This is a genomic window from Ruegeria sp. AB5, assembly GCF_056542645.1.
In genome coordinates this window covers 410,589-433,180 of record NZ_JBQGAE010000002.1, presented here as the reverse complement: position 1 = coordinate 433,180, position 22,592 = coordinate 410,589, and the positions used below count along the sequence as shown (strand labels likewise).

Sequence of the window (22,592 nt, the reverse complement as noted above, 5' to 3'; positions counted from 1 at the left end):
AAAGATCAGCCATGCCCGTGAACATCCTGTTTTCCGCGCGCCCGGAGCTTTGGCCAATCTACGAACCGCTACTGTCCAAAGGTCTGAACGATGCGGGTATAGAGTTTCATCTGGCAACTGAATTTGAACCGGATCAGGTGGACTATGTGGTCTATGCCCCCAACGCAGGATTGCTGGATTTTACACCTTACACACGGCTAAAGGCTGTTCTGAGCCTTTGGGCCGGGGTCGAACAGATTGCGGGCAACGAAACGCTGACCGTCCCCTTGGCGCGGATGGTAGATCACGGTTTGACACAAGGCATGACCGAATGGGTCGTCGGTCATGTGTTGCGATACCACCTGGGCATGGATCAGCACATCACGATGCAGGATGGTGTCTGGACACCCGACGCGCCGCCACTGGCGACCGAGCGTCAGGTCTGCGTTTTGGGCCTTGGCACGTTGGGACAAGCCGCAGCCCAGGCTCTGACTGCATTGAACTTCAAAGTCACCGGTTGGAGTCGAACCGCCAAGAAGGTACCGGGTGTCAACTGTTTGAGTGGAAAGGATGGGCTGCAAGAAGCGTTGTCGGAGGCCGAGATCGTCGTCCTGTTGCTGCCTGATACGCCCGCCACGGAAAACATGCTGAATTCCCGGACACTCGGCTTGCTGCCAAAGGGCGCGCGGATCATCAATCCGGGGCGCGGACCGTTGATAGACGATGACGCCCTGCTATGTGCATTGAATTCAGGGCAAATTGGGCATGCAACGCTGGACGTATTCCGCGTGGAACCTTTGCCCGGCGATCATTCCTTTTGGGCGCATCCCAACGTGACTGTCACACCGCACATCGCCTCCGAGACCCGTCCGGTGACGGCTGCGCAGGTGATCGTCGAGAACATTCGGCGCGGCGAAGCATCTAAGCCATTCCTGCATCTCGTGGATCGCGAACTTGGATACTGACATCCCCCGGCCCGCGGGCCGGGATCGCAAATAATCAATGACGGTGCGACATCCGTTCTAGGCCGCAATCAGGCCGCGTCCTTTCAACAAAGCCTCGACACCCGGCATTCGGCCACGGAAGGCCAGGTACAGCTCTTCTGCCTCGCGGGACCCGCCTGTGGACAGGATATTATCCTCCAGTGCTTTTGCCCGGCCGGGGTCAAAGGCCCCTCCGGCCTCTTCAAAAGCCGCGAAAGCGTCAGCATCCATCACTTCGGACCACATGTAGCTGTAGTAGCCCGCGCTGTATCCATCACCCGCAAAGACATGGGCGAAATGCGGAGTTGCATGGCGCATGCCGATGGCGGCTGGCATGCCGATGCTGTCCAGCACGTCAGCCTGTTTTGCCATCGGGTCAGTGGGGGCTGCGCCTTCGTGGAACGCAAGATCAACAAGGGCCGAGGCGACATATTCCACTGTTTGAAAACCCTGGTCGAAATTGGCGGCTTTCAAAACCTTGTCGAGCATATCCTGCGGCATCGGTTCACCGGTTTCGGCGTGGGTGGCGAATTCGGCCAGAACCTCGGGGACTTCAAGCCAGTGCTCATAGAGCTGGCTGGGCAATTCAACAAAGTCCCGCGCGACGCTGGTGCCCGAGACGCTTTCATAGGTCACATTCGACAACATCTGGTGCAACGCGTGGCCGAACTCGTGGAACAATGTCCGCGCATCGTCATAGGACAGTAGCGCAGGATCGCCCTTTGCGAAATTGCAGACATTGATCACAATGGGGGCTTGGTCCTTGGGAAAATTTGCTTGCGCGCGCATCGCGCTGCACCATGCGCCCGAACGTTTTGAGCCCCGCGCGAAGTAGTCGCCGATAAACACTGCGATGTGATTGCCGTTTCGGGTCACCTCCCACGCGCGGCAATCGGGGTGGTAGAGCGGCACATCCAACGGCGCAAAGTCCAGCCCGAACAAGCGATTGGCACAGGCAAACGAGGCTTCGATCATCCGGTCCAACTGCAGGTAGGGCTTCAACGCGGCCTCATCCAAATCGTGCTCGGTCTTGCGGCGTTTCTCGGCATAGTAGCGCCAATCCCAGGCCTCGAGCGGTCCGTTGACACCATCCTGTTGCATCATGTCGGTCAGGATATCCGCATCCGCGTCGGCGCGCGCCTTGGCAGGCTCCCAAACCTGCATCAGCAGATCGCGCACCCGGTCGGGTGTCTGCGCCATTTCGGTTTCCAGTTTGTACGCAGCGAAGTTGTCATAGCCCAGCAGCCCGGCCCGTTCTTCCCGCAATTGCAGAATTTCTGCGGCGATGGCGCGGTTGTCGGTGTCGCCGCCATTTGCCCCGCGCGCAGTCCAGGCCCGATAGGCTTTCTCGCGCAAATCGCGGCGCGGTGAAAATTGCAGGAAGGGCACAATCAGAGACCGTGACAGTGTTACCACCGGGCCATCCGCGTCTTTTTCCTTGCCTGCAGCTCGCGCGGCATCGATGACGAAATCGGGCAGGCCTTCAAGGTCGCTTTCGGCAAGGGTCATGAACCAGTCCCGCTCGTCCGCCAGCAGGTTCTGGGTGAAGCTTGTGCCCAGCGAGGCCAAGCGGGATTTGATGCTCTGCATGCGAGCGTCATCGTCCCCTTGCAGGGCCGCGCCTGCGCGCACAAAACCGCGATGTGTCAGCATCAGAACGCGGGCTTGTTCCTCGGTCAGGTCAAGGTCGTCGCGACGGTTCCACAGGTCAGCAACGCGGTGAAACAGGGCTTTGTTGGAAGATATTCCGGAGAAATGAGCCGAAAGCTTGGGTGAAAAGTCGCGTTGGAGTGCCTCGCGGGCCGGGTTGCTGTCGGCCCCGGCTACCGTGAAGAAGACGGAAAGAACCTTGTTCAGGTCGTCGCCCGCCGCCTCCAGCGCTTCGATCGTGTTGGAAAAACTGGGCGCGTCCGGGTTCGACGCAATCGCATTGATCTGGGCGTTGTGGGCTTGCATTGCCTCGTCCAGTGCAGGCGCGAAATCATCGTCGGATATCTGCGTGAACGGAGCGAGTTCAAACGGGGTGGTCCAGTCGGACAGGATCGGGTTGGTCATGCGGATCTCCTTTGAAGATCAAGCTATGTAGACGCTGGCCAATGGTCCAGAGGTCATCCACGCATTGCCGCATTTTCGGCGCATCGCCTGACGCCAATCTAGGAAACTTCTTCCCCTTCCTGTCGGTGGCGGATCATTTCGCGGTCACGGGTGCCATTCGTACCAGAGACGAGATTTTACGTTCTCCGCCGGGCTGAATGACCCTGCCTATCCGATCGTTTACCTGGATCTTCTTCTGCGGAAGAACAAAGCCTCCCGCCCCCGCAGCGCGCACCATGGGTGCGCCTTGGCGGGGTTGGGCGGGGCCGCGCGCAGGGCGCGCGGCGGCTGCGCCTAGTCTGTGTTTTTCCCGCAGACCGGGCAATCCGCCCGTTTTGAGAGCGTGATCTTACGGCTTTCCCCATAAAGCGCATCATAGATCAGCATCTCGCCGCGCAGGGCGATGCCCGCGCCCGTGATCAGCTTGATTGCCTCAACTGCCATCATCGATCCGACGACACCGGGCAGCGGGCCAATCACCCCGGCCTCAGAGCAGGACGGAGCCAGCCCAGCAGCAGGCGCTTCGGGGAAAATACACTGATAACATGGGGCGTCGTTGGCCGGATCGAAGACGCTCAGTTGCCCTTCCCACTGGGATAGTGCACCAGAAATCAGCGGCTTGCCCAAAGCAGCCGCCGTGCGGTTCGCCAGATAGCGGGTCTCAAAATTGTCTGTCCCATCAAGGATCACATCGAAATCACCCAGCAGGTCTGAGGCGATCTCGTCGGTCAAACGACGATCATATGGAAGAACCTCGACATTGGGGTTCTGCGCAACCATCGACTGTTGAGCCGAGAAAACTTTGGGCATTCCAATGTTAGCGTCTTTGTGGATGACCTGCCGTTGCAGGTTGGCATTTTCAACCACGTCATCGTCGATCACTCCGATCGTGCCCACGCCTGCCGCAGCCAGATATTGCAGCGCGGGCGCGCCGAGCCCCCCGGCCCCAATCACCAGTACCCTGGCCTTTTTCAGACGTTTTTGCCCCGGCCCACCCAATTCCCTCAAAACGATGTGACGGGCGTAGCGTTCCAGTTCTGTATCGCTAAAGCGACCCGATGACACGACAGGTTGCTTGTCTGCGGTAGACGTCGCGCGATTGCGCAACGCCTTCAGGCCTTTACCGTACACCAAAACCAGACCTGCAGCGCCTGCCAGGATCAACCACATGGCCGCAGAACCACCCGTTGCCTCACGCAGAGGGTGCCCGTCCGGTAAAATGAGATGAGACAGAATGACCCCGATCAGCAACACGCTGACCGAGACCGTGCGCGCCGTGCGGGAAACCCCGGCCAAATAGCCGACCGCCCACAACCCGGCAGCAAGGATCAGAACCATCAGCATCAGCCGCGTCCGGTGGAACCGAACCCACCGGTGCCACGCTGGGTGTCGCCCAAGGATTCAACCAGCTCAAACGCGGCCTGCACGACCGGAGCAACAATCAACTGAGCGATACGCTCGCCGTGGGTGACCTCGAACGCGTCCTGCCCGGCGTTCAAAACGATCACCCCGAGCGGACCACGGTAGTCGCTGTCGATGGTGCCTGGCGTATTGGGCAAAGTGATTCCGTGTTTCAAGGCGAGGCCCGAGCGAGGACGGACCTGCACCTCGTAGCCGGCCGGGATTTCTATCCGCAAGCCGGTCGGAACCAAAGCACGCTGGCCGGGTTCCAGCACGATTGACATCCCGCCCGGAAGGTTGGCGCGTACGTCCGCCCCGGCGGCACCCGATGTTTCATATGCAGGTAGCGGAACCGAAGCATCGGCCCCGTCTTCCCGTGTCACACGGATAGCCACCATCATTGTACCTCTTTTCTTAACCGGATCATTCGGCCAACGTGTCGGCGATCTTCTGTGCCAACCGACGAGCCACTTCGTCCTTACTCATGCGCGGCCATTCGTCAGCCCCTGTGTCCGAGATGAGAACTACCGCATTTTCTGACCCGCCCATGATACCGGTTGCCGGGCTGACGTCGTTGGCGACGATCCAATCGCAGCCCTTGCGCACGCGCTTGGCGGTCGCGTTCTCGACCACATCATTGGTTTCCGCCGCAAATCCAATCACCAGGCGGGGACGCCCTTGCTCCATCTGCGAGACACGTTTCAGGATGTCCGGGTTTTCGGCAAAGTCCAGCGTCGGTAAACCATCACTGCTTTTCTTCAGCTTGCGATCCGACGCACTGGCCACCCGCCAGTCAGCGACAGCAGCGGCAAAAACGCCCGCATCCACCGGCAAGGCCGCATCCACGGCGTCCGACATCTGTTGAGCGGTCTCGACCTTCACGACCTCGACGCCTTCAGGCGGCGGAATATCCGCCGGACCCGTTACAAAGACCACTTCGGCCCCAAGCGTCGACAACGCTCGTGCAACAGCGGTGCCTTGCGCCCCAGACGAGCGATTGGCGATGTATCGCACGGGATCAATCGGCTCGTGCGTTGGGCCGGACGTCACCAGTATGCGTTTGCCCTTCAACAGACCGTCGGCCAGTTGCGCCTCGACTGCGGCGACAATTTCCATGGGTTCGGACATACGGCCCGGACCGTATTCACCACAGGCCATGTCGCCTTCGTTGGGGCCGACAAACCGAATGCCGTCGTGCTGCAGCTGCTTCAGGTTGCGTTGTGTTGCCGGGTGATCCCACATGCGCACATTCATTGCGGGCGCACACAAAACCGGCGTGTCTGTGGCCATCAGCAAGGTCGAGGCCAGATCATTGGCCAGCCCGGAGGCCATCTTGCCCATCATGTCGGCCGTGGCCGGAGCGACAACGATCAGATCGGCTGAGCGGGACAGTTGAATATGTCCCATCTCTGCCTCATCCGTCAGATCAAACAAATCGCGGTAGGCCTTCTGACCGGCCAGTGCTGCGACAGAAAGGGGCGTTACGAATTCCTCGGCTGCGCGTGTCAGCACCGGTGTTACCGACGCCCCTCTGTCCTGCAGCCGCCGGATCAGATCCAGCGATTTGTAGGCCGCAATGCCACCGCCGATAATCAGCAGAATGCGTTTGGACGCCAGCATGTTCATCCCTTCCCGTCCCGGTCGGTCCTGACATTAGGCAAGGCCAGCGCCTAGTTCCAGCAGTTAATTCTGTGTCTCGAAGGCTTTGCAGGGGTCTTCGCGATCAACGCTTGGGCTATCGATCACGGTATCAAAGGTGCCCGAGATCATGCCGTCTTCTGATTGCCCCAGCACATAGACCTTCAACCCCGGCTGCAAACGCGACAGAAATGTCGGAATGCCCCGATCCTTTCGGGCGTGGCCATTGCCGGTGATCACTGCGACCGGACCTTTGGTGTCCTCGACCGCTTGCAGCACAGATCGGGTCAGAACTGCATCGCGTAGGCGCTGAATAGCAACCATTTGCGGCAAAGCTTCAGCGGGCAGAGCATTGCAATGGGCGGCCAACTGATCCGCCTCACGCGCGGCCTGTTCCGCCGGAGGCAGCGGCACAGTCAGCCCATAACGCGCTGCATCCGCGCCCAAAGCTGTGGCCGCACCCCGCTCCATCGCCGCGCGGGCGGCTGCACGCGGCACCATTGCGCCATAGACAGGCGCGTCGGATGCCTGAAAGATCGGGTAATACATGCTGAGAGGCGGCCAACCCGATTCCGCCCAGCGCAATATCCGGGACAATTCCTCGGGGTTCGATGCGGCAGTCTGCGCCAGACGCCGCGCGCCTTCTTCAGTCACCATTTCCCAGACGACAGCCGAAGGATTGATGGCATCAATGGCCTCGGTCTGTACAAGGTGATGGCGTGGATTGTCATGGATTTCGCCAAGGATCACCACATCGGCGTCGCGCATGGCAGACAGAACGTCATCAGAGATCAGCTCACCGGCTAGACCGGGACGTACTGCGCCGACTGTAACCGTCAGTACACACAGCAGAATCGCAAGCTTTTTCATGCGATGAAGTGTTGCACCTCGCGCGACTGGCCTTCAAGGTTCTTCCGCATCTTGGTGAAGGCGGCGGCCTCAAGCTGGCGCACGCGTTCTTTTGAAAGACCCAGTTCATTGCCCAGGCTTTCAAGGGTTCGGGCAGGCTCACGCAGTTTACGTTCGCGCACGATAAACCTTTCGCGATCGTTGAGAGATTTCATTGCCGTCAAAAGCCATTCACGCAGTTGCTGGGTATCGTGGCGATGTTCCACCGCCTCGGCTGCCTGTTCGCGATCATCCTCAAGCGCATCGATCCATTCGCGCCCATCCTCGTCCGCGGACTGCACCGCGTTGAGCGAGAAATCCGAGCCGGACAGACGCCCTTCCATCATCTCGACATCCCGCAGGGGTACGCCAATTTCGGTCGCAATCATCTGGTGCAGCTGATGGCGGTCCAATTCCAGCCCTTCAGTCGCTGCTTCACGCTCGAGCCGTGCCTGCACACGGCGCATGTTGAAAAACAAAGATTTCTGGGACGAGGTTGACCCTGTTCGCACCATGGACCAGTTGCGCATCACATAGTCCTGAATGCTGGCCTTGATCCACCAAACGGCGTAGGTCGAGAATCGCACACCGCGATCCGGATCAAACTTGTCGGCCGCCTTCATCAATCCAAGGCCAGCTTCTTGAATGAGATCATTCATCGGGGCGCCGTAGCGCTTGAACTTGGCAGCCATGGAAATCGCCAGGCGCATATAGGCGGTGATCAACCGGTGCAGCGCCTTTTCATCGCGTTGATCGCGCCAGGCATAGGCCAGTCGCAATTCGGTCTCCGCGTCCAGAAGTTCGGCTTTCATCGCTTTACGGGACATCGAAAAATCGGTCGCGTTGTCCAGTGCCATGAGACTCTCCCTATGTTTTTCGCATGCGCCCGTTGGTCTTGCCTTGCAGACCTATGGTCGATACGCAGAACAAAACCAGGTGGATCACCAGAAAGGTAAGAATTGTGACACCCAATTTAACCTTTGTACTGGGCGGGGCCGCGTCGGGAAAGTCTGCCTTTGCCGAGCAACTGATTGTATCCTCAGGGAAAAATCGGGTTTATCTGGCGACATCACAAGTGTTTGATGGTGAGATGCAAAAAAAGGTGGATCGCCACGTCTCGCAGCGCGGCGCGGAATGGAAGACAATCGAAGAACCACTTGACCTTGCGCCAGCTCTGGCACAGTTGACCGCCGATCAGGCCTGTCTGGTTGATTGCGCCACGATGTGGCTGACAAACCATTTGCTGGCCCAGAATGATCTTGAGACCGCGCAATCGCATTTGCTAAACGCCCTGAGCCGCTGTCCCGCGCAGATCGTGGTCGTTTCCAATGAGGTCGGCCAAGGCATCGTGCCCGACAACGCACTAGCCCGACAATTTCGCGAAGCACAGGGACGGTTGAACGTTGCACTGGCCACGCAGGCCGATCTGGTCGTACAGGTCACAGCCGGATTACCCGTTGTGTTGAAGGGCAAGATGCCATGACCCGCCTGCATCTGGTGCGCCACGGACCCACACACGCCAAGACGATGGTGGGTTGGTCCGATCTGCCCGCAGATCTGAGCGATCAGGCGGCCCTGGACCGGCTTCACAGTCACATCCCGCCCAATGCCGTCGTCATCTCGTCGGACCTTTCACGTGCTGCGGATACGGCAACGGCGATACAAGGCCAGCGCCAACGCCTGCCCCACCACCCCGACCTGCGCGAAATCAACTTTGGCGCATGGGAGCTGCGCGGTTTCGCCGAGATCGAAGCCGAAGACCCCGAGCTTGCTTTTGCATATTGGGACAACCCCGGCGATGTGCGCCCCCCCAAAGGCGAAAGCTGGAATGAAGTCCGCGCCCGGGTAGACAACGCGATAGATGCCCTGATTAGCAGTCATCCGGGCACCGATCTGGTGATTGTCGCGCATTTCGGCGTGATCCTGACGCAGGTTCAACGTGCCTTGGATCTGGATGCTCAGCAGGCGTTCTCACATCGCATCGACAACCTGTCCGTCACCGAGATCTCGCATGTCGCGGGCACTTGGACCGTTGAAGCCATCAATCATCTTCCGTGAACTATCAGACCACAAATCACTGATTTACGGACCTCTTGGGGTCGGTCATCTTTTGCTTATGACCTATGACCTTTTTATCGGGGACCGCCTGTTTTCCAGCTGGTCCTTGCGCGGCTGGTTGATGCTGGAAAAGTTCGGCCTGCCCTACCGCAGCCACATGGTTGGCCTCTATTCCGGCTCCATGGCTGCAGATATGGAACCCCTCGCACCTGCGCGCCTTGTTCCAGCCTTGCGTCTGCCTGACGGCACAGTTGTGGGGGAAAGCCTGGCAATGGCCGAAACACTGGCGGAACGTCACCCCGATGCCGGTTTGTGGCCGACCGATCCAGCTGCACGTGCGACCGCCCGGTGGCTTTGCGCTGAAATGGTTGCAGGATTTGGCGCACTGCGAGGGGAATGCCCGATGCAATTGGCGCATGTGTGGAACGGCTTCAGCCCGTCCGCAGACACTGTGTCGGACATTGCTCGGATCGAGGCCCTCTGGGCGCATGCTCGCAGCATCTCCGGCGCGTCGGATGGTCCCGTGTTCGGGGCGTACTCGCTGGTCGACGTCTTCTATACTCCGGTGGCGGCCCGCATCGTCGGCTACGGCCTGCCAATTTCTTCGGACAACTACCGCTATTGCCTTGGCCTACTGTCGGACATTTCTGTCCGGCAATGGCGTGCCATGGGGCTGGCAATCAAATACGATCCGTTTCCCTATCCTCAGAACCTGCCGTCGATCCCCTGGCCTGTTGGGGGTTCACCACAAACGCAAGCGGTGGCAAAGGGGCCGTCCCGCAACGCCCACTGCCCGTATTCCGGCGACCCGGTAACCGATTTTCTGGAGTTGAACGGACAGCGCTGGGGGTTTTGCAACCCGTTCTGCCGGGACAAGACAGCTGCCGACCCGGACGCATGGCCCAAATTCACTGCAATGCGTCAATCTGTTAACCATTCCTAAACCGTCGCCATGGCAGCAACGACCTGTTAACCAAAAACAGGATCGCCATGGTCGCCCGCGCTCATACCGTTGCTTTTCAAGGGGTCGATGCCCGCCCGGTCGAGGTGCAATGCGCGGTCTCGCCGGGTTTGCCCGCCTTTTCCATCGTCGGCTTGCCGGACAAGGCGGTGTCTGAAGCTCGCGACCGGGTGCGCAGCGCGCTCAGTGCGATGGCAATAGCGTTGCCATCGAAACGCATCACCATCAACCTTTCCCCAGCCGACCTGCCAAAAGAAGGCAGTCATTTCGATTTACCCATTGCCGTCGCACTGTTGTCCGCGCTCGAGATTATCCCGGCGGACGCCGCAGAAGGGACTGTTGCGCTTGGGGAATTGTCGTTGGATGGATCACTGGTTCCTGTTGTTGGCGCCTTGCCCGCTGCGATGACCGCCGCGTCCGAGGATCGCGCGTTGCTGTGTCCCCGCGCCTCCAGCGCCGAGGCTGCGTGGGTAGATGCGACACAGGTCATCGGCGCCGGGTCACTGGGCGACGTCGTGCGCCATTTTTCTGGCCAATCCCCGCTTGCGGCTGCCAAGCCTGGTGAAGTGAACCTGTCGCCCAGCGCCCGCGACCTGCGGGACGTGAAAGGGCAGGAGCGCGCCAAACGCGCCCTTGAGATCGCCGCCGCCGGGCGACATCATCTGATCATGATCGGAACGCCCGGATCGGGAAAATCCATGCTGGCCGCCCGCCTGCCCGGCATCCTGCCACCGCTGACAGCTGTCGAGGCCTTGGAGACCTCAATGATCCAGTCTCTGTGCGGGCTGCTAGACGAAGGCGGGATCAGCCGCGCGCGGCCCTTTCGCGAACCCCACCACACGGCATCAATGGCCGCAATCGTCGGCGGCGGGAAAGGTGCCAAACCCGGAGAGATTTCTCTGGCGCATAACGGCGTTCTGTTCATGGATGAATTCCCGGAATTCCCACGCACGGTCCTGGAAACCCTGCGCCAACCGATCGAAACCGGAGAGGTTATGGTCGCCCGGGCCAACGCACATGTAAAATACCCCTGTCGTTTCATGTTGGTCGCGGCCGCCAATCCCTGCAAATGCGGATACCTGACCGATCCATCGCGCGCCTGCTCCCGTGCGCCTGGATGTGGTGAGGACTATCTGAGCCGAATATCCGGCCCGTTGATGGACAGGTTCGATTTGCGGATCGAAGTGCCGCCAGTGGCCTTCACCGATCTTGACCTGCCACCGTCCGGCGACAGCTCTTCAACCGTGGCGGCGCGGGTTGGACAAGCGCGGGCCATTCAGACCGCACGGTTTGAAGGCCATGGGTCGGTGCGCCAGAATGCAGACATCGAAGGCAAGTTGATGGAAGAGGTCGCAGCCCCAGACGCAGAAGGAAAGGCGCTGCTGCTGAAGGCTGCCGACCGGTTCGGTCTGTCTGCACGGGCGTTTCACCGATTACTACGTGTCGCGCGGACCATTGCTGACCTTGACGGTGAGCCCGACATTCGCAGACCTCATGTGGCCGAGGCACTGAGCTTTCGCATCAGCGCTAAGGTCATGGCCTAGACTTTCGCCTCAATCGCCTGCCAAATCTTTTCGGCGATGTTCTCACCATTAAACCGTTCAAGTTCCTGAATGCCGGTGGGCGAGGTCACGTTGATCTCGGTCAGGTAGTCGCCAATCACGTCGATTCCGACAAAAATCTGACCTCTTTCCTTCAAAAGCGGACCAATCGCCGCACAGATTTCCAAATCACGCTCGGTCAACCCGATCTTTTCGGGCCGTCCGCCCACATGCATGTTCGAACGGGTTTCACCTTCTGCTGGAACGCGGTTTATGGCCCCCACCGGCACTCCGTCCACAAGGATCACTCGTTTGTCGCCGTTCTTAACGTCAGGCAAGAATTTCTGGACAATCAACGGCTCGCGCGAAAATCCGGTGAACAGTTCATGTAGCGATGTGAGATTGCGATCATTTGCGTCCAACCGAAAGACACCTGCACCGCCGTTGCCATAAAGCGGTTTCAAAATGACGTCCTCATGTTTGTCTTTGAACGCCTTGATGGTCTGGAAATCCCGCGCGATTGTTGTCGGCGGCGTCAGATCCGGAAAATCCAGAACCAACAGCTTTTCGGGATAGTTCCGAACCCAAAACGGGTCATTTACCACCAGCGCCTGCCCTTTCAGCCGATCCAAAAGGTGGGTTGAGGTGATATAGTGCATGTCGAACGGCGGGTCCTGACGCAACCAGATCACATCGAATTCGGCCAGATCCACCTGACGTTCCGAGCCCAAAACAGCGGGATTGCCGGCGACCCGCTGGACGGTCATGTCCCGCCCGCGCGCGGTGATCCGGCCCTCCTGATAGGCCAACTGGTCAGGTCCATAGAAAAACAGCTCGTGGCCGCGAGCCTGCGCCTCTTCCGCCAGACGGAAAGAGCTGTCGGCATTGATGTCCACGGCCCCGATCGGGTCCATTTGAAAGGCGATTTTCATGGCTTGTCCCTCAACTTCACGCAAGATACATGGCGCAGAGGGCCAAGGGGTTCAATGGGGCTTAGAGCTGTCCAAACGCGTTTTCGATGATTTGAACCGCACCTGTGCCATCAACCAGTGCCACATCGAACCGCACATTGGTTAACTGTCCGTCAGGTTCGTTTTCCAGAAATTGAGCGGCAGACGCATAAATCCGCTGGGTTTGGCGCCTGGAAATTCGTGCGGCGGCCATGTCGAAACTGGCGCTTTTCTTGACTTCGATGAAGACCAACCCGTCGCCATCCCGCGCGATCAGGTCGACCTCACCAGATGCGCAGCGCCAGCGCCTGTGGGCAATCGAGAATCCGCGGCGTTCATAATCCGTTGCAACCCGCAATTCTGCCGATTGTCCGGCGTGGTAGGACAACGACCCCCGAATCGCGCGCTGTGCCATATCAACCCTTTCCCAGTTTCAAAGCCTTCTGATAGATCGGGCGCCGGGGCAGATCATACATCTTCGACACCAGATCGGCCGCATCCCGAACCGATTGGGTTTGCAACGCCTGTTTCAATGCCTCTTCTACCTCGGATTCGTTAACGCTTTGCGAATGGCTGCGGTCGACCAGCAGCACCACCTCACCCTTGACCGTCTGACCATGATAGGCTTCGGCCAACTCTCCCAGTGTGCCGCGCCGAACTTCTTCGAATTTCTTGGTCAGCTCGCGACACAGGGCGGCCTGACGGTCGCCCCCGAGACCCGCTGCAAGATCGGACAAAGCGGCGGCAACACGCTTGGGTGATTCGTAGAATACCAGTGTTCCCGGAATATCCCGCAACACCTCAATACGACTGCGGCGAGCGCCTGATGCGTTGGGCAAAAAACCCGCAAAAAAGAATGCGTCTGTAGGCAAACCCGCCAACGTCAAAGCAGCCAGCGCGGCGGACGGACCCGGTGCGCAGGTTACCGAATGTCCGGCTTCGGCGGCCTGTCGTCCAAGATCATAACCCGGATCTGCAATCAGTGGCATTCCTGCCTCTGAGGCATACGCCACCGACAGCCCTTGTTTCAGTGCATCCAGTATCTTGCCACGCGCGCCCGCTCCGCTGTGGTCGTGATAGGCCTGAATGCGCCGCCCTTCGAGAGGAACGCCGTGTATCTCCATCAATCGGCGCAGACTGCGGGTGTCTTCCGCCGCGATCACGTCGGCCGAGGCCAGTACATCCAACGCCCTGAGCGTAATGTCGCGTGCGGTTCCGATCGGAGTGGCAACAAAATACAGGCCCGCAGCCAATCTGATTTTTTGGTAATTCAAAGCTGGACCCTCACACCGTGACGTTTATTATCGCGGCTCGATAGAACAGCAGCGCCCATCGCCGCCGGATCAGGGAGTTTTCTTTTAGATGTTTACCGTTTGCAAGCCCGTAAGCAAGCTGGCGAAGACCGCGTTTGCCCTGACCGCAGCCGCCTTTTTGGCCGCATGTGAACCTGGTGGCCTTGGCGGAGGCCCATCGATCAACACGTCCAAACCGGTGCCTGTTGCGTTGCTGGTCCCAAGCGGGTCGGGACAGGCGGGTGATGCTGCGCTGGCGCAAAGTCTTGAAAATGCAGCGCGACTTGCCATGTCCGATCTGCCAAATGTGCAAATAGACCTGCGGGTGTACAACACAGCAGGAAATGCAAGCACGGCCTCGGCCGTGGCGCAGCAAGCGGTTGCGGATGGTGCCAAGATCATCATTGGACCCGTTTATGCCCAAGCGGCCAATGCTGCGGGCCTTGCGGTACTGAACAACAACGTCAATGTGCTGTCCTTTTCCAACAACACAAGCATCGCAGGCGGCAACGTCTTTGTTCTGGGACCAACCTTCCAGAATACGGCAAACCGGTTGGTCAATTTCGCCGGACGTCAGGGCAAGAACGGCACGGTCATCGTGCACAGCAACGATGCCGCTGGCGAACTTGGACGGTCAGCCATTGCCGCCGCACTGGGCGGCAGTCGCGTCAGCAACGCCGGAAGCGTTGGTTATGACCGATCGCAACAGGGGGTCATCAATGCGGTGCCAACCGTCAAAGCGACCGTCGATTCGACCGGTGCCGATTCCGTGTTCCTGACGGCCACGACCGCCGGAGCACTGCCTCTGTTCACCCAGCTTTTGCCAGAGGCCGGTATCTCGCCGGCAACGACACAATTCATCGGCCTGACACGGTGGGATATCCCGGCACAAACGCTGGAACTGCCGGGCGTTCAGGGTGGCTGGTTTGCCCTGCCTGACCCCGGCAAGGCTCAGTCCTATCGGCAGCGGTACAACGCAACTTATGGCGAGGCACCGCACCCGATCAGCGGTTTGGCCTATGACGGTATTGCCGCTATCGGTGCTTTGGTCGCACAAGGCAAATCAGATGCTCTGACAGGGGCGGCCCTGACACAGAATGCCGGATTTCAGGGCGTTGGCGGTATCTTCCGCCTGCGCTCGGACGGTACCAATGAACGCGGTCTGGCCGTCGCCACGATCCAGAACAAACAGGTGGTTGTGATTGACCCTGCCCCACAAAGTTTCTCAGGCGCCGGTTTCTGACCGGCGCGGCATGACGGCAGTGCCCGATGCCGAACTGATCTGCCCATCCCAGGAAATTTTTGACAGCGCCGGTGTCGCCAAACAGCTGGCCGCTGCGTTTGAAGACTGTTCGGACAACGCAACCATGCGCGCGGAAACAGTGCGCATCCTGCGTGATGCACAAAAAACCGGGCGCACCGCAATAGCCAAAGCCTTTGCGAAACGGCCGTTCGACGCACGTCCGCTGACCCGGTCCTACACCTATCTCACGGATCGTCTGGTCTGCACAGCGATGCGGATATCAAGTGAGCATCTGCACCCGCTGGCCACACCGACGCAGGGCGAGCGGATCTCGGTTCTGGCGGTCGGCGGCTATGGTCGCGGTGAAATGGCACCGTCATCAGATGTCGATCTTCTTTTCCTGACCCCCTACAAGATCACGGCCTGGGCCGAGAGCGTGATCGAATCGATGCTTTACATCCTGTGGGATCTTCGGCTCAAGGTTGGGCATTCCTCGCGCACGATCAAAGACTGCCTGCGCTTGGGGGCCGACGATTTCACCATCCGTACCGCGATGCTTGAGCAGCGCTACCTTGCTGGCAACATGGCGCTGGCCGAAGCGCTGGATCAACGCCTGAAATCCGAGTTGTTCAAAGGGACCGAGCGCGAATTCATCGAAGCCAAATTGCACGAGCGCGATGAACGGCACCTCAAACAGGGTCAGCGCTACATGGTTGAGCCCAACGTGAAAGAGGGCAAAGGCGGGTTGCGCGACCTGCAATCACTCTATTGGATCGCAAAATACGTCTATGGCGTTCAGGACGTGGCCGAGTTGGTCCCGCTGGGTCTGTTCACACCCGAAGAGTTCAAGACCTTTGTCGAGGCCGAAGATTTCCTCTGGGCCGTCCGATCTCATCTCCATCTGGTCACGGGCCGCGCGACCGAACAGCTGACATTCGACATGCAGGTCGAGGTCGCTGCGCGCATGGGGTATGAGGACCGGGCCGGGCGGCGGGCCGTCGAAGTGTTCATGCAGCGCTATTTCCGCGAAGCCACCAAAGTCGGAGAACTGACGCGGATCTTCCTGACCAAACTGGAGGCGCTGCATATGAAGAGCGCGCCGCTGATGGAACGCATTTTCAGGCGTCGTCCAAGGGTGAAGCCGGGATACAGCGTAGTGCATGGGCGTCTGGATATTGCCGATCCAGATGCGTTTTTGGCCGACAAGCTCAACCTGTTGCGCCTGTTCGAGGAAGGTCTGCGCACAGGTATGCTGATCCACCCGGACGCCATGCGGCTGGTGACAGCGAACCTGAATCTGATCGATGAAGACATGCGCAACGACAAGGAAGCGCGGCGCATCTTCCTTGATCTGATGCTCAAGCATGGCAACCCGGAACGGGCATTGCGGCGGATGAACGAACTGGGGGTGCTGTCGGCCTTTCTGCCCGAATTCGAGCCAATCGTCGCGATGATGCAGTTCAATATGTATCACAGCTATACAGTGGACGAGCACATCATTCAGTGCATCGTGAACCTGGCTCAGATCGAGCGCGGTGAGTTGGTGGAATCTCTGCCCTTGGCGTCATCGATTCTGGATGGAGGCGTGAATCGCAAAGTGCTGTACGTTGCTTTGCTACTGCACGACATAGCCAAAGGCCGCCCCGAGGATCACTCGATCCTCGGGGCGCAGATCGCGCGGAAGGTGGCGCCTCGGCTGGGCCTCAACAAATCCGAATCCGAGACCGTGGAATGGCTTGTCCGCTATCACTTGTTGATGTCGGACATGGCGCAGAAACGCGATATTTCCGACCCGCGGACCGTGCGCGATTTTGCCAAGGCGGTGAAGACGGTCAAACGGCTGGACCTGCTGACCGTGCTGACCGTTTGCGACATTCGCGGCGTTGGACCAACCACATGGAACAATTGGAAGGCCACGCTGCTGCGGGCGTTACATGCCGAAACCAAGCGCGCTTTGGAAACCGGTATGGAAGACCTCAACCGCGCCAATCGTGGGGCAGAAGCCAAAAAGGCCCTGCGCGCCAAACTGGCGGATTGGTCCAAGGCGGATCTCAAGGCCGAAACCGGACGTCACTATGCGCCCTATTGGCAAGGCCTGAACCTCGCGACCCATGTGGAATTTGCCGAGATGCTGCGCGCGCTGGAACACAGCGGAGACCCGGGAGAGATGGAAATCCGGTTGCATCCTGATGAAGATCGCGACGCAACACGCGCCTGTTTCGCCATGGGCGATCATCCAGGTATCTTCGCGCGGATTGCGGGCGCGCTGGCATTGGTCGGGGCCAACGTAGTCGATGCGCGCAGCTATACGACCAAGGATGGCTATGTTACGGATGCTGTCTGGATTCAGGACGCAGAGGGCCACCCGTTCGAATCCAGCCGTCTGCCCCGCCTGACCCAAATGATCCAAAAGACGCTGAAAGGCGAGGTTGTGGCGCGCGAGGCGCTCAAATCGCGCGACAAGATCAAGAAACGCGAACGCGCGTTCAACGTGCCAACGCACATCACCTTCGACAACGATGGGTCCGAGATTTACACGATCATCGAGGTCGATACCCGAGACCGCCCCGGTCTTCTTTACGATCTGACGCGGACGCTTGCCGCCGCCAATGTCTACATCGCCAACGCGGTCATCGCGACCTATGGCGAGCAGGTGGTGGATACTTTCTACGTCAAGGATATGTTCGGTCTGAAATACCACTCGGAGAGCAAACAGCGCGGGCTTGAAGCCAAACTGCGCACTGCCATCACCGAAGGCGCCGAGCGCGCGGCCTCATGAAGCAGATCCGGCTTTTTTCGGGCCTCTTCACGGTGGGCTTTTGGACTTTGGCCAGCCGGATTCTGGGCTTTCTGCGGGAAATCCTGCTGACCGCCTATATCGGTCCGGGGCCGGTGATGGACGCTTTTGTCGCCGCCTTTCGCCTGCCCAACATGTTCCGCCGGTTCTTTGCCGAAGGCGCGTTCAACGCGGCCTTCGTGCCAATGTTTTCGAAACGGCTTGAGGGGGAAGAGGACGCCCAAGCTTTTGCGCAAGACGCCTTCAACCTGCTGGCCGCAGCGGTGCTGGCTCTGGTTGGGTTGGCGATGGTGTTTATGCCCGGATTGGTCTGGCTGACGGCTGAGGGGTTCTATGGCGACGAGCGCTTTGACCTGGCGGTCGACTATGGCTATGTGGTCTTTCCCTACATCCTGTTCATGTCGCTGGCGGCGCTTTTCTCAGGTGTTCTGAACGCGACGGGCCGGTTTGCGGCAGCTGCGGCTGCTCCGGTTTTGTTGAACATCTTCGCCTGTACCGCGCTGATCGTTGGTGCAATGTCCGGGGGCGAGGTTATTCGCTGGCTTATCACCGTCATCCCCATCGCCGGTGTGGCGCAGTTGGCTCTGGTCTGGATCGCGACCGAGCGGGCCGATATCCGCATACGCTTTGGCCGACCACGCCTGTCGCCAGAAATGCGCCGAATGGTACGCATCGCTTTACCGGCGGCCTTGGCCATGGGGGTGACGCAGGTCAACCTTGTTGTAGGCCAATTGGTGGCTTCAAAAACCGAAAAGGCAGTTAGCTGGTTGTTTGCTGCGGACCGCTTGTACCAACTGCCTTTGGGGGTCGTAGGGATTGCCATTGGCATTGTCCTGTTGCCAGACCTTTCGCGTCGACTGCGCGCGGATGACAAAGACGGCGCGCGCAATGCGTTCTCCCGTGCCGGAGAGTTCATGTTGCTGCTCACCCTGCCCTCGACCGTCGCCTTCCTGATCATCCCCAATCCGCTTGTTTCGGTCCTGTTTGAACGGGGCCAGTTCAGCGCCGAAGATACGGCTGCCACAGCCCTTGCTGTTGCGATCTACGGAATTGGCCTACCCGCCTTCATGCTGCAAAAGCTGCTACAGCCACTCTATTTCGCGCGCGAGGATACCCGGTCGCCGTTTCGCTATGCAGTGGTGGCGATGATCGTCAATGCAGTGCTGGCCTTTGGTCTCTACCCGCTGGTGGGATGGATTGCGCCCGCGATTGCAGCCTCAACCGCCGGATGGGCCATGGTGGCCCTTCTGGCGATCGGCGCGCGCGGCATGGGCGATGAGGCGCGGTTCGATGACCGTTTTCGGCAGCGCGCCGGACGGATCGTTGTGGCTTCGGTTGGGATGGGGGGTGTGCTGTTCGCCGCCATCCACCTGTTCGGATGGACGCTTGAGACGCCGGGCTGGCGCTATGCGGCATTGTTGGCGCTGATCACGGTCGCCGCGCTCAGCTACTTCGCGCTGGGCCAACTATTGGGTGCATTCAAACTGTCCGAGTTCAAGACGGCCCTGCGCAGGTCCTGATCAGTCGCGGCGGATACGCCCTTTGATCCGCGCCCAGCCACCGGGCGCCAGAAAAAACGACAAGCCAAAACCGCTGGCAAACCCACCCAGATCGGCAACCCAATCCGAAGTCCCGCCAAACAGCAACCCAAATATCAACTGGATACCCATCAGCACCGCGATCAACTGAAAAGCGCGGGCCTGATTCTCGCCCACCAGAGACAGCTTGCGCCAGAGCAGCCAAGTAAACGCCCCGATCAGCCCGTATACCGGAGGGAAGCCACCGACCAGCGGATAGGAAGGATTCAGAAACAACGCATAAGCCAGCGCACCACCAACCCCGGACAGCACAAAGATCAGCAACATCGGAAAGCCGCCAAACACTTCCCCCACCATCTTGCCCATGGCCAATACAAAAACGCAGACAAATATCGCCTGCGTGAAACTGGCCGATACAAAGGGGTAGGTTACAAAGCGGATAACATGTTCAAAGGGCCAGCGCCCGTTCTGCACCATCCAGTCAAAGATATCGGCCGAGAACGCGTAGTTCTGCAACGCATCCAGCCGCCACCCGACTGCCGCCGGCCCTCCGACCAGCCCACGTGCGCCCAGCGTAAAGGCCAGCTCGATCCCCATGATAAACAGAACCAACGCCACCACGACGGGCGGCAAGGGGTTCACGGCGGGTGTATAATGCTCACTGCTCATTGGGCGGGCCTTTCGCGGCTGTTGACGTCCCTTACCCTCATGGGTAAGCGACGAGGGCTGATTTTTCCAGACGGGAGTTCCCTTCGATGACCCAGACCCAATTCACGCCGCGCGTGTTTTCCGGTGCACAGCCTTCGGGCAATCTGCACCTTGGCAACTATCTCGGTGCGCTTCGGAACTGGGTACGGATGCAGAGCGAAGAGTATGAGACTATCTTCTGTATGGTCGATCTGCACGCGATCACCGTCTGGCAGGACCCAGTCCAGCTGCGTCACGCAACGCGCGAACTGTGCGCTGGATACATTGCGTCTGGCCTTGATCCGGATAAGTCGATCCTGTTCAACCAAAGCCAGGTGCCCGAACACGCGCAACTGGCATGGATCTTCAACTGCGTCGCGCGCATGGGCTGGATGCAGCGGATGACCCAGTTCAAGGATAAGGCAGGTAAGAATGCGCAGAATGCGTCTTTGGGGCTGTTCGCCTATCCGGCGCTGATGGCGGCCGATATTCTGATCTACCACGCCACCCATGTCCCTGTGGGCGATGACCAGAAACAACATCTGGAATTGACGCGCGATATTGCGACCAAGTTCAATCACGATTTTGGGGTCGACTTCTTCCCGCTGACCGAACCGGTCATCGAAGGGGCTGCGACTCGGGTCATGAGCCTGCGAGACGGATCCAAGAAGATGTCCAAATCCGATCCGTCAGATATGAGCCGGATCAACATGACCGATGACGCCGACACAATCGCCAAGAAAATCCGCAAGGCCAAAACCGACCCGGATGCTCTGCCATCGGAAGTCGAGGGTCTGGAAGACCGGCCCGAGGCTCGCAATCTGGTCAACATCTACGCCGCGCTGAGCGATACCTCGGCGGAACAGGTTTTGGCAGACGTGGGCGGAAAGCAGTTCGGCGAATTCAAACCGATGCTGGCTGAACTGGCGGTTGAGAAACTGTCTCCGATCTCGTCCGAGATGGCCCGGTTGATGAATGATCAGGCCGAGATTGACAGCATTCTGGCCCGCGGGGCGGAACGCGCGCGCGCGATCACAGTGCCGATACTCAAACAGACTTATGATATCGTCGGCATGGTTGGCGCGGCATCACGCTGATTGCACTGGACCTTCGCCCAACGCCTTCCTAGGTTTGCCCAAAGCTTGGGAGGGCGTCATGGCAACGGGCAAGAATATTCGCACTTATTTCGACGGCCAATGGCATGATGGGGACGCGCCTATCATGCGGGCCGCTGATCACGGGGCGTGGCTGGGATCGTCAGTCTTTGATGGCGCGCGTTATTTCGACGGTAGGGCTCCGGACCTTCTGGCCCATTGCGCCCGCGTGAATCGGTCGGCCGAAGCACTCATGCTGACGCCAACCGTCACGCCGGAACACATGGTCGATCTCGTGCGCGAAGGGTTGCAGACCTATGGCCCGGATCAGGCGGTCTATATCCGTCCAATGTATTGGGGCATCGATGGCGATCACACAGCCATTGTCCCACAGAACAACAGCACAGGCTTTGCCATCTGCCTGGAAGAAATTCCAATGGCGCCCGAAACGGCGTCGGTCACGCTAACCACCACGCGGTTCCGCCGTCCGGTGCTGGAATCCGCTGTCGTAAATGCAAAGGCAGGGTGTCTATATCCCAACAACGCGCGGATGTTGACCGAGGCACGATCCAAAGGGTTCTCGAACGCGCTGGTCGCCGATGCGATGGGCAACGTGGCGGAAACCGCAACCGCCAATATCTTTTTGGCCAAAGATGGTGAGGTCTTTACCCCGATGCCCAACGGCACTTTTCTGGCCGGGATCACGCGTGCAAGGCATATCAAGAACCTGCAGGCTGACGGTGTCGCCGTTCATGAAACGATTCTGAGCTTTGACGACTTTCATGCAGCTGACGAGGTGTTCATGTCGGGCAACATGAACAAGGTGTCGCCTGTCACCGCTCTGGACGATACGCAATTCCAGATTGGCCCTATCGCCCGGCGTGCGCGAGCCCTTTATTGGGACTGGGCTGCGAGCGGAGACTAGGCAATGCCAAGTTGCCAGCAGGCAAACGGTCGGGCATGATCCCCGAAAGAAAAGAGGACACACATGCGCAAGTTTCTTGTTGTTCTGGATGATAGCCGCGAATGCCTGAATGCGATGCGTTTTGCCGCGATGCGTGCCGCACATACCGGCGGCGGCGTTACAATCCTTTCCGTCATCCCGCCGGATGAGTTCAATCACTGGATCGGTGTGGCCGAAACGATGCGCGAAGAAGCCCGCGAACGGATCCATGCCCATTACGAAGTGTTCGCCAAATGGATGCGTGACAAACAGGGTGTTGAACCCGAACTGGCCATCCGCGAGGGCGACCCGGTCGCCCAGATCATCGAACATGTGCAATCCGATCCCGAAATCGGTGTATTGGTTCTGGGGGCTGGTACCGACAAGAAAGGGCCGGGTCCACTGGTGACTCAGCTGACGAAGAACTCGGGCAGCCTGCCGATCCCGATCACCATCGTGCCGGGCGATCTGAGCAAGGAAAAGCTGGAAGAGATCACCTGAGACA

Annotated in this window: 21 protein-coding genes; 11 read left to right on the top strand and 10 right to left on the bottom strand. The window is 59.2% G+C overall.

Going from position 1 to position 22,592, the window contains the following annotated elements; translation table 11 throughout:
- Nucleotides 1-11: 11 nt before the first annotated feature.
- A complete protein-coding gene (locus tag ACR0L4_RS07465) occupies nucleotides 12-944 on the top strand; it encodes a 2-hydroxyacid dehydrogenase (protein WP_480511780.1) in 933 nt (310 codons plus the stop codon).
- Between the two features lie 57 nt (nucleotides 945-1,001).
- Here the strand turns inward: ACR0L4_RS07465 and ACR0L4_RS07460 are convergent, their stop codons facing one another.
- The 6 genes from ACR0L4_RS07460 to ACR0L4_RS07435 all read right to left on the bottom strand — a co-directional run bounded on the left by ACR0L4_RS07460 (nucleotide 1,002) and on the right by ACR0L4_RS07435 (nucleotide 7,840).
- Complete coding sequence (locus ACR0L4_RS07460) at nucleotides 1,002-3,017, bottom strand: M3 family metallopeptidase (protein ID WP_480511778.1); 2,016 nt, start codon at nucleotides 3,015-3,017, stop codon at nucleotides 1,002-1,004.
- A 333-nt stretch (nucleotides 3,018-3,350) separates the two neighbouring features.
- Nucleotides 3,351-4,400, bottom strand: a complete 1,050-nt coding sequence (locus ACR0L4_RS07455) for a HesA/MoeB/ThiF family protein (RefSeq protein ID WP_480511776.1) — start codon at nucleotides 4,398-4,400, stop codon at nucleotides 3,351-3,353.
- On the bottom strand, nucleotides 4,400-4,858 hold the full coding sequence (dut, locus tag ACR0L4_RS07450) for a dUTP diphosphatase (RefSeq protein WP_170749856.1): 459 nt from the start codon (nucleotides 4,856-4,858) through the stop codon (nucleotides 4,400-4,402). Before dut ends, ACR0L4_RS07455 begins: the two co-directional genes overlap by 1 nt.
- Before the next feature lie 22 nt (nucleotides 4,859-4,880).
- A complete protein-coding gene (gene coaBC / locus ACR0L4_RS07445; protein WP_480511813.1) occupies nucleotides 4,881-6,077 on the bottom strand; it encodes a bifunctional phosphopantothenoylcysteine decarboxylase/phosphopantothenate--cysteine ligase CoaBC in 1,197 nt (398 codons plus the stop codon).
- A gap of 63 nt (nucleotides 6,078-6,140) precedes the next feature.
- Nucleotides 6,141-6,965, bottom strand: a complete 825-nt coding sequence (locus tag ACR0L4_RS07440; RefSeq protein WP_170749857.1) for a ChaN family lipoprotein — start codon at nucleotides 6,963-6,965, stop codon at nucleotides 6,141-6,143.
- The gene (locus ACR0L4_RS07435; RefSeq protein ID WP_170749858.1) at nucleotides 6,962-7,840 is read right to left on the bottom strand and encodes an RNA polymerase factor sigma-32; all 879 of its coding nucleotides are present in this window, start codon (nucleotides 7,838-7,840) and stop codon (nucleotides 6,962-6,964) included. The genes ACR0L4_RS07440 and ACR0L4_RS07435 overlap by 4 nt, the downstream gene beginning before the upstream one ends.
- 104 nt (nucleotides 7,841-7,944) lie before the next feature.
- On the opposite strand from ACR0L4_RS07435, the gene cobU reads away from it, so the two are divergent.
- From cobU to ACR0L4_RS07415, 4 genes are read left to right on the top strand one after another with little or no spacing between them, the layout of a single operon-like run.
- Nucleotides 7,945-8,466, top strand: a complete 522-nt coding sequence (cobU, locus tag ACR0L4_RS07430; protein ID WP_480511773.1) for a bifunctional adenosylcobinamide kinase/adenosylcobinamide-phosphate guanylyltransferase — start codon at nucleotides 7,945-7,947, stop codon at nucleotides 8,464-8,466.
- Nucleotides 8,463-9,041, top strand: coding sequence for a histidine phosphatase family protein (locus ACR0L4_RS07425; protein WP_480511771.1), 579 nt, complete (start codon nucleotides 8,463-8,465; stop codon nucleotides 9,039-9,041). The genes cobU and ACR0L4_RS07425 overlap by 4 nt, the downstream gene beginning before the upstream one ends.
- Nucleotides 9,042-9,099: 58 nt before the next feature.
- A complete protein-coding gene (locus ACR0L4_RS07420; protein ID WP_480511769.1) occupies nucleotides 9,100-9,984 on the top strand; it encodes a glutathione S-transferase in 885 nt (294 codons plus the stop codon).
- A gap of 47 nt (nucleotides 9,985-10,031) precedes the next feature.
- Complete coding sequence (locus ACR0L4_RS07415; protein ID WP_480511767.1) at nucleotides 10,032-11,546, top strand: YifB family Mg chelatase-like AAA ATPase; 1,515 nt, start codon at nucleotides 10,032-10,034, stop codon at nucleotides 11,544-11,546.
- Here ACR0L4_RS07415 and gshB read toward each other — a convergent pair.
- The 3 genes from gshB to rsmI all read right to left on the bottom strand — a co-directional run bounded on the left by gshB (nucleotide 11,543) and on the right by rsmI (nucleotide 13,767).
- Nucleotides 11,543-12,475 carry a glutathione synthase gene (gene gshB, locus ACR0L4_RS07410; RefSeq protein WP_480511765.1) on the bottom strand — a complete coding sequence of 311 codons (933 nt, stop codon included), beginning with the start codon at nucleotides 12,473-12,475 and terminating at the stop codon, nucleotides 11,543-11,545. The two genes, ACR0L4_RS07415 and gshB, sit on opposite strands and share 4 nt — an antisense overlap.
- Nucleotides 12,476-12,536: 61 nt before the next feature.
- The gene (locus ACR0L4_RS07405) at nucleotides 12,537-12,908 is read right to left on the bottom strand and encodes a YraN family protein (protein WP_480511763.1); all 372 of its coding nucleotides are present in this window, start codon (nucleotides 12,906-12,908) and stop codon (nucleotides 12,537-12,539) included.
- A 1-nt stretch (nucleotide 12,909) separates the two neighbouring features.
- Nucleotides 12,910-13,767 carry a 16S rRNA (cytidine(1402)-2'-O)-methyltransferase gene (gene rsmI / locus ACR0L4_RS07400; protein WP_480511761.1) on the bottom strand — a complete coding sequence of 286 codons (858 nt, stop codon included), beginning with the start codon at nucleotides 13,765-13,767 and terminating at the stop codon, nucleotides 12,910-12,912.
- Nucleotides 13,768-13,855: 88 nt separating this feature from the next.
- On the opposite strand from rsmI, the gene ACR0L4_RS07395 reads away from it, so the two are divergent.
- From ACR0L4_RS07395 to murJ, 3 genes are read left to right on the top strand one after another with little or no spacing between them, the layout of a single operon-like run.
- On the top strand, nucleotides 13,856-15,028 hold the full coding sequence (locus ACR0L4_RS07395) for a penicillin-binding protein activator (protein ID WP_480511759.1): 1,173 nt from the start codon (nucleotides 13,856-13,858) through the stop codon (nucleotides 15,026-15,028).
- On the top strand, nucleotides 14,988-17,807 hold the full coding sequence (locus ACR0L4_RS07390) for a [protein-PII] uridylyltransferase (protein ID WP_480511757.1): 2,820 nt from the start codon (nucleotides 14,988-14,990) through the stop codon (nucleotides 17,805-17,807). Before ACR0L4_RS07395 ends, ACR0L4_RS07390 begins: the two co-directional genes overlap by 41 nt.
- On the top strand, nucleotides 17,804-19,345 hold the full coding sequence (murJ, locus tag ACR0L4_RS07385) for a murein biosynthesis integral membrane protein MurJ (protein ID WP_170749867.1): 1,542 nt from the start codon (nucleotides 17,804-17,806) through the stop codon (nucleotides 19,343-19,345). The genes ACR0L4_RS07390 and murJ overlap by 4 nt, the downstream gene beginning before the upstream one ends.
- Here murJ and ACR0L4_RS07380 read toward each other — a convergent pair whose 3' ends face one another.
- Nucleotides 19,346-20,032, bottom strand: a complete 687-nt coding sequence (locus ACR0L4_RS07380; protein WP_480511755.1) for a rhomboid family intramembrane serine protease — start codon at nucleotides 20,030-20,032, stop codon at nucleotides 19,346-19,348. It lies immediately after the preceding gene.
- Between the two features lie 86 nt (nucleotides 20,033-20,118).
- On the opposite strand from ACR0L4_RS07380, the gene trpS reads away from it, so the two are divergent.
- The 3 genes from trpS to ACR0L4_RS07365 all read left to right on the top strand — a co-directional run bounded on the left by trpS (nucleotide 20,119) and on the right by ACR0L4_RS07365 (nucleotide 22,588).
- Entirely contained in the window at nucleotides 20,119-21,147 is a 1,029-nt protein-coding gene (trpS, locus tag ACR0L4_RS07375) for a tryptophan--tRNA ligase (protein ID WP_480511753.1), read from the top strand.
- Between the two features lie 58 nt (nucleotides 21,148-21,205).
- The gene (locus ACR0L4_RS07370) at nucleotides 21,206-22,069 is read left to right on the top strand and encodes a branched-chain amino acid aminotransferase (RefSeq protein ID WP_480511751.1); all 864 of its coding nucleotides are present in this window, start codon (nucleotides 21,206-21,208) and stop codon (nucleotides 22,067-22,069) included.
- Between the two features lie 63 nt (nucleotides 22,070-22,132).
- A complete protein-coding gene (locus tag ACR0L4_RS07365; RefSeq protein WP_480511749.1) occupies nucleotides 22,133-22,588 on the top strand; it encodes a universal stress protein in 456 nt (151 codons plus the stop codon).
- The last annotated feature ends 4 nt before the right edge of the window (nucleotides 22,589-22,592 follow it).

Coding starts and splice junctions, on each gene's coding strand:
- ACR0L4_RS07420 (WP_480511769.1), top strand. CDS start 9,100: ATGACCTATGACCTTTTTATCGGGGACCGCCTGTTTTCCAGCTGGTCC.
- ACR0L4_RS07465 (WP_480511780.1), top strand. CDS start 12: ATGCCCGTGAACATCCTGTTTTCCGCGCGCCCGGAGCTTTGGCCAATC.
- ACR0L4_RS07395 (WP_480511759.1), top strand. CDS start 13,856: ATGTTTACCGTTTGCAAGCCCGTAAGCAAGCTGGCGAAGACCGCGTTT.
- ACR0L4_RS07365 (WP_480511749.1), top strand. CDS start 22,133: ATGCGCAAGTTTCTTGTTGTTCTGGATGATAGCCGCGAATGCCTGAAT.
- ACR0L4_RS07435 (WP_170749858.1), bottom strand. CDS start 7,840: ATGGCACTGGACAACGCGACCGATTTTTCGATGTCCCGTAAAGCGATG.
- ACR0L4_RS07425 (WP_480511771.1), top strand. CDS start 8,463: ATGACCCGCCTGCATCTGGTGCGCCACGGACCCACACACGCCAAGACG.
- gshB (WP_480511765.1), bottom strand. CDS start 12,475: ATGAAAATCGCCTTTCAAATGGACCCGATCGGGGCCGTGGACATCAAT.
- murJ (WP_170749867.1), top strand. CDS start 17,804: ATGAAGCAGATCCGGCTTTTTTCGGGCCTCTTCACGGTGGGCTTTTGG.
- trpS (WP_480511753.1), top strand. CDS start 20,119: ATGACCCAGACCCAATTCACGCCGCGCGTGTTTTCCGGTGCACAGCCT.
- ACR0L4_RS07455 (WP_480511776.1), bottom strand. CDS start 4,400: ATGCTGATGGTTCTGATCCTTGCTGCCGGGTTGTGGGCGGTCGGCTAT.
- ACR0L4_RS07460 (WP_480511778.1), bottom strand. CDS start 3,017: ATGACCAACCCGATCCTGTCCGACTGGACCACCCCGTTTGAACTCGCT.
- dut (WP_170749856.1), bottom strand. CDS start 4,858: ATGATGGTGGCTATCCGTGTGACACGGGAAGACGGGGCCGATGCTTCG.
- ACR0L4_RS07440 (WP_170749857.1), bottom strand. CDS start 6,965: ATGAAAAAGCTTGCGATTCTGCTGTGTGTACTGACGGTTACAGTCGGC.
- ACR0L4_RS07370 (WP_480511751.1), top strand. CDS start 21,206: ATGGCAACGGGCAAGAATATTCGCACTTATTTCGACGGCCAATGGCAT.
- ACR0L4_RS07415 (WP_480511767.1), top strand. CDS start 10,032: ATGGTCGCCCGCGCTCATACCGTTGCTTTTCAAGGGGTCGATGCCCGC.
- ACR0L4_RS07405 (WP_480511763.1), bottom strand. CDS start 12,908: ATGGCACAGCGCGCGATTCGGGGGTCGTTGTCCTACCACGCCGGACAA.
- coaBC (WP_480511813.1), bottom strand. CDS start 6,077: ATGCTGGCGTCCAAACGCATTCTGCTGATTATCGGCGGTGGCATTGCG.
- ACR0L4_RS07380 (WP_480511755.1), bottom strand. CDS start 20,032: ATGAGCAGTGAGCATTATACACCCGCCGTGAACCCCTTGCCGCCCGTC.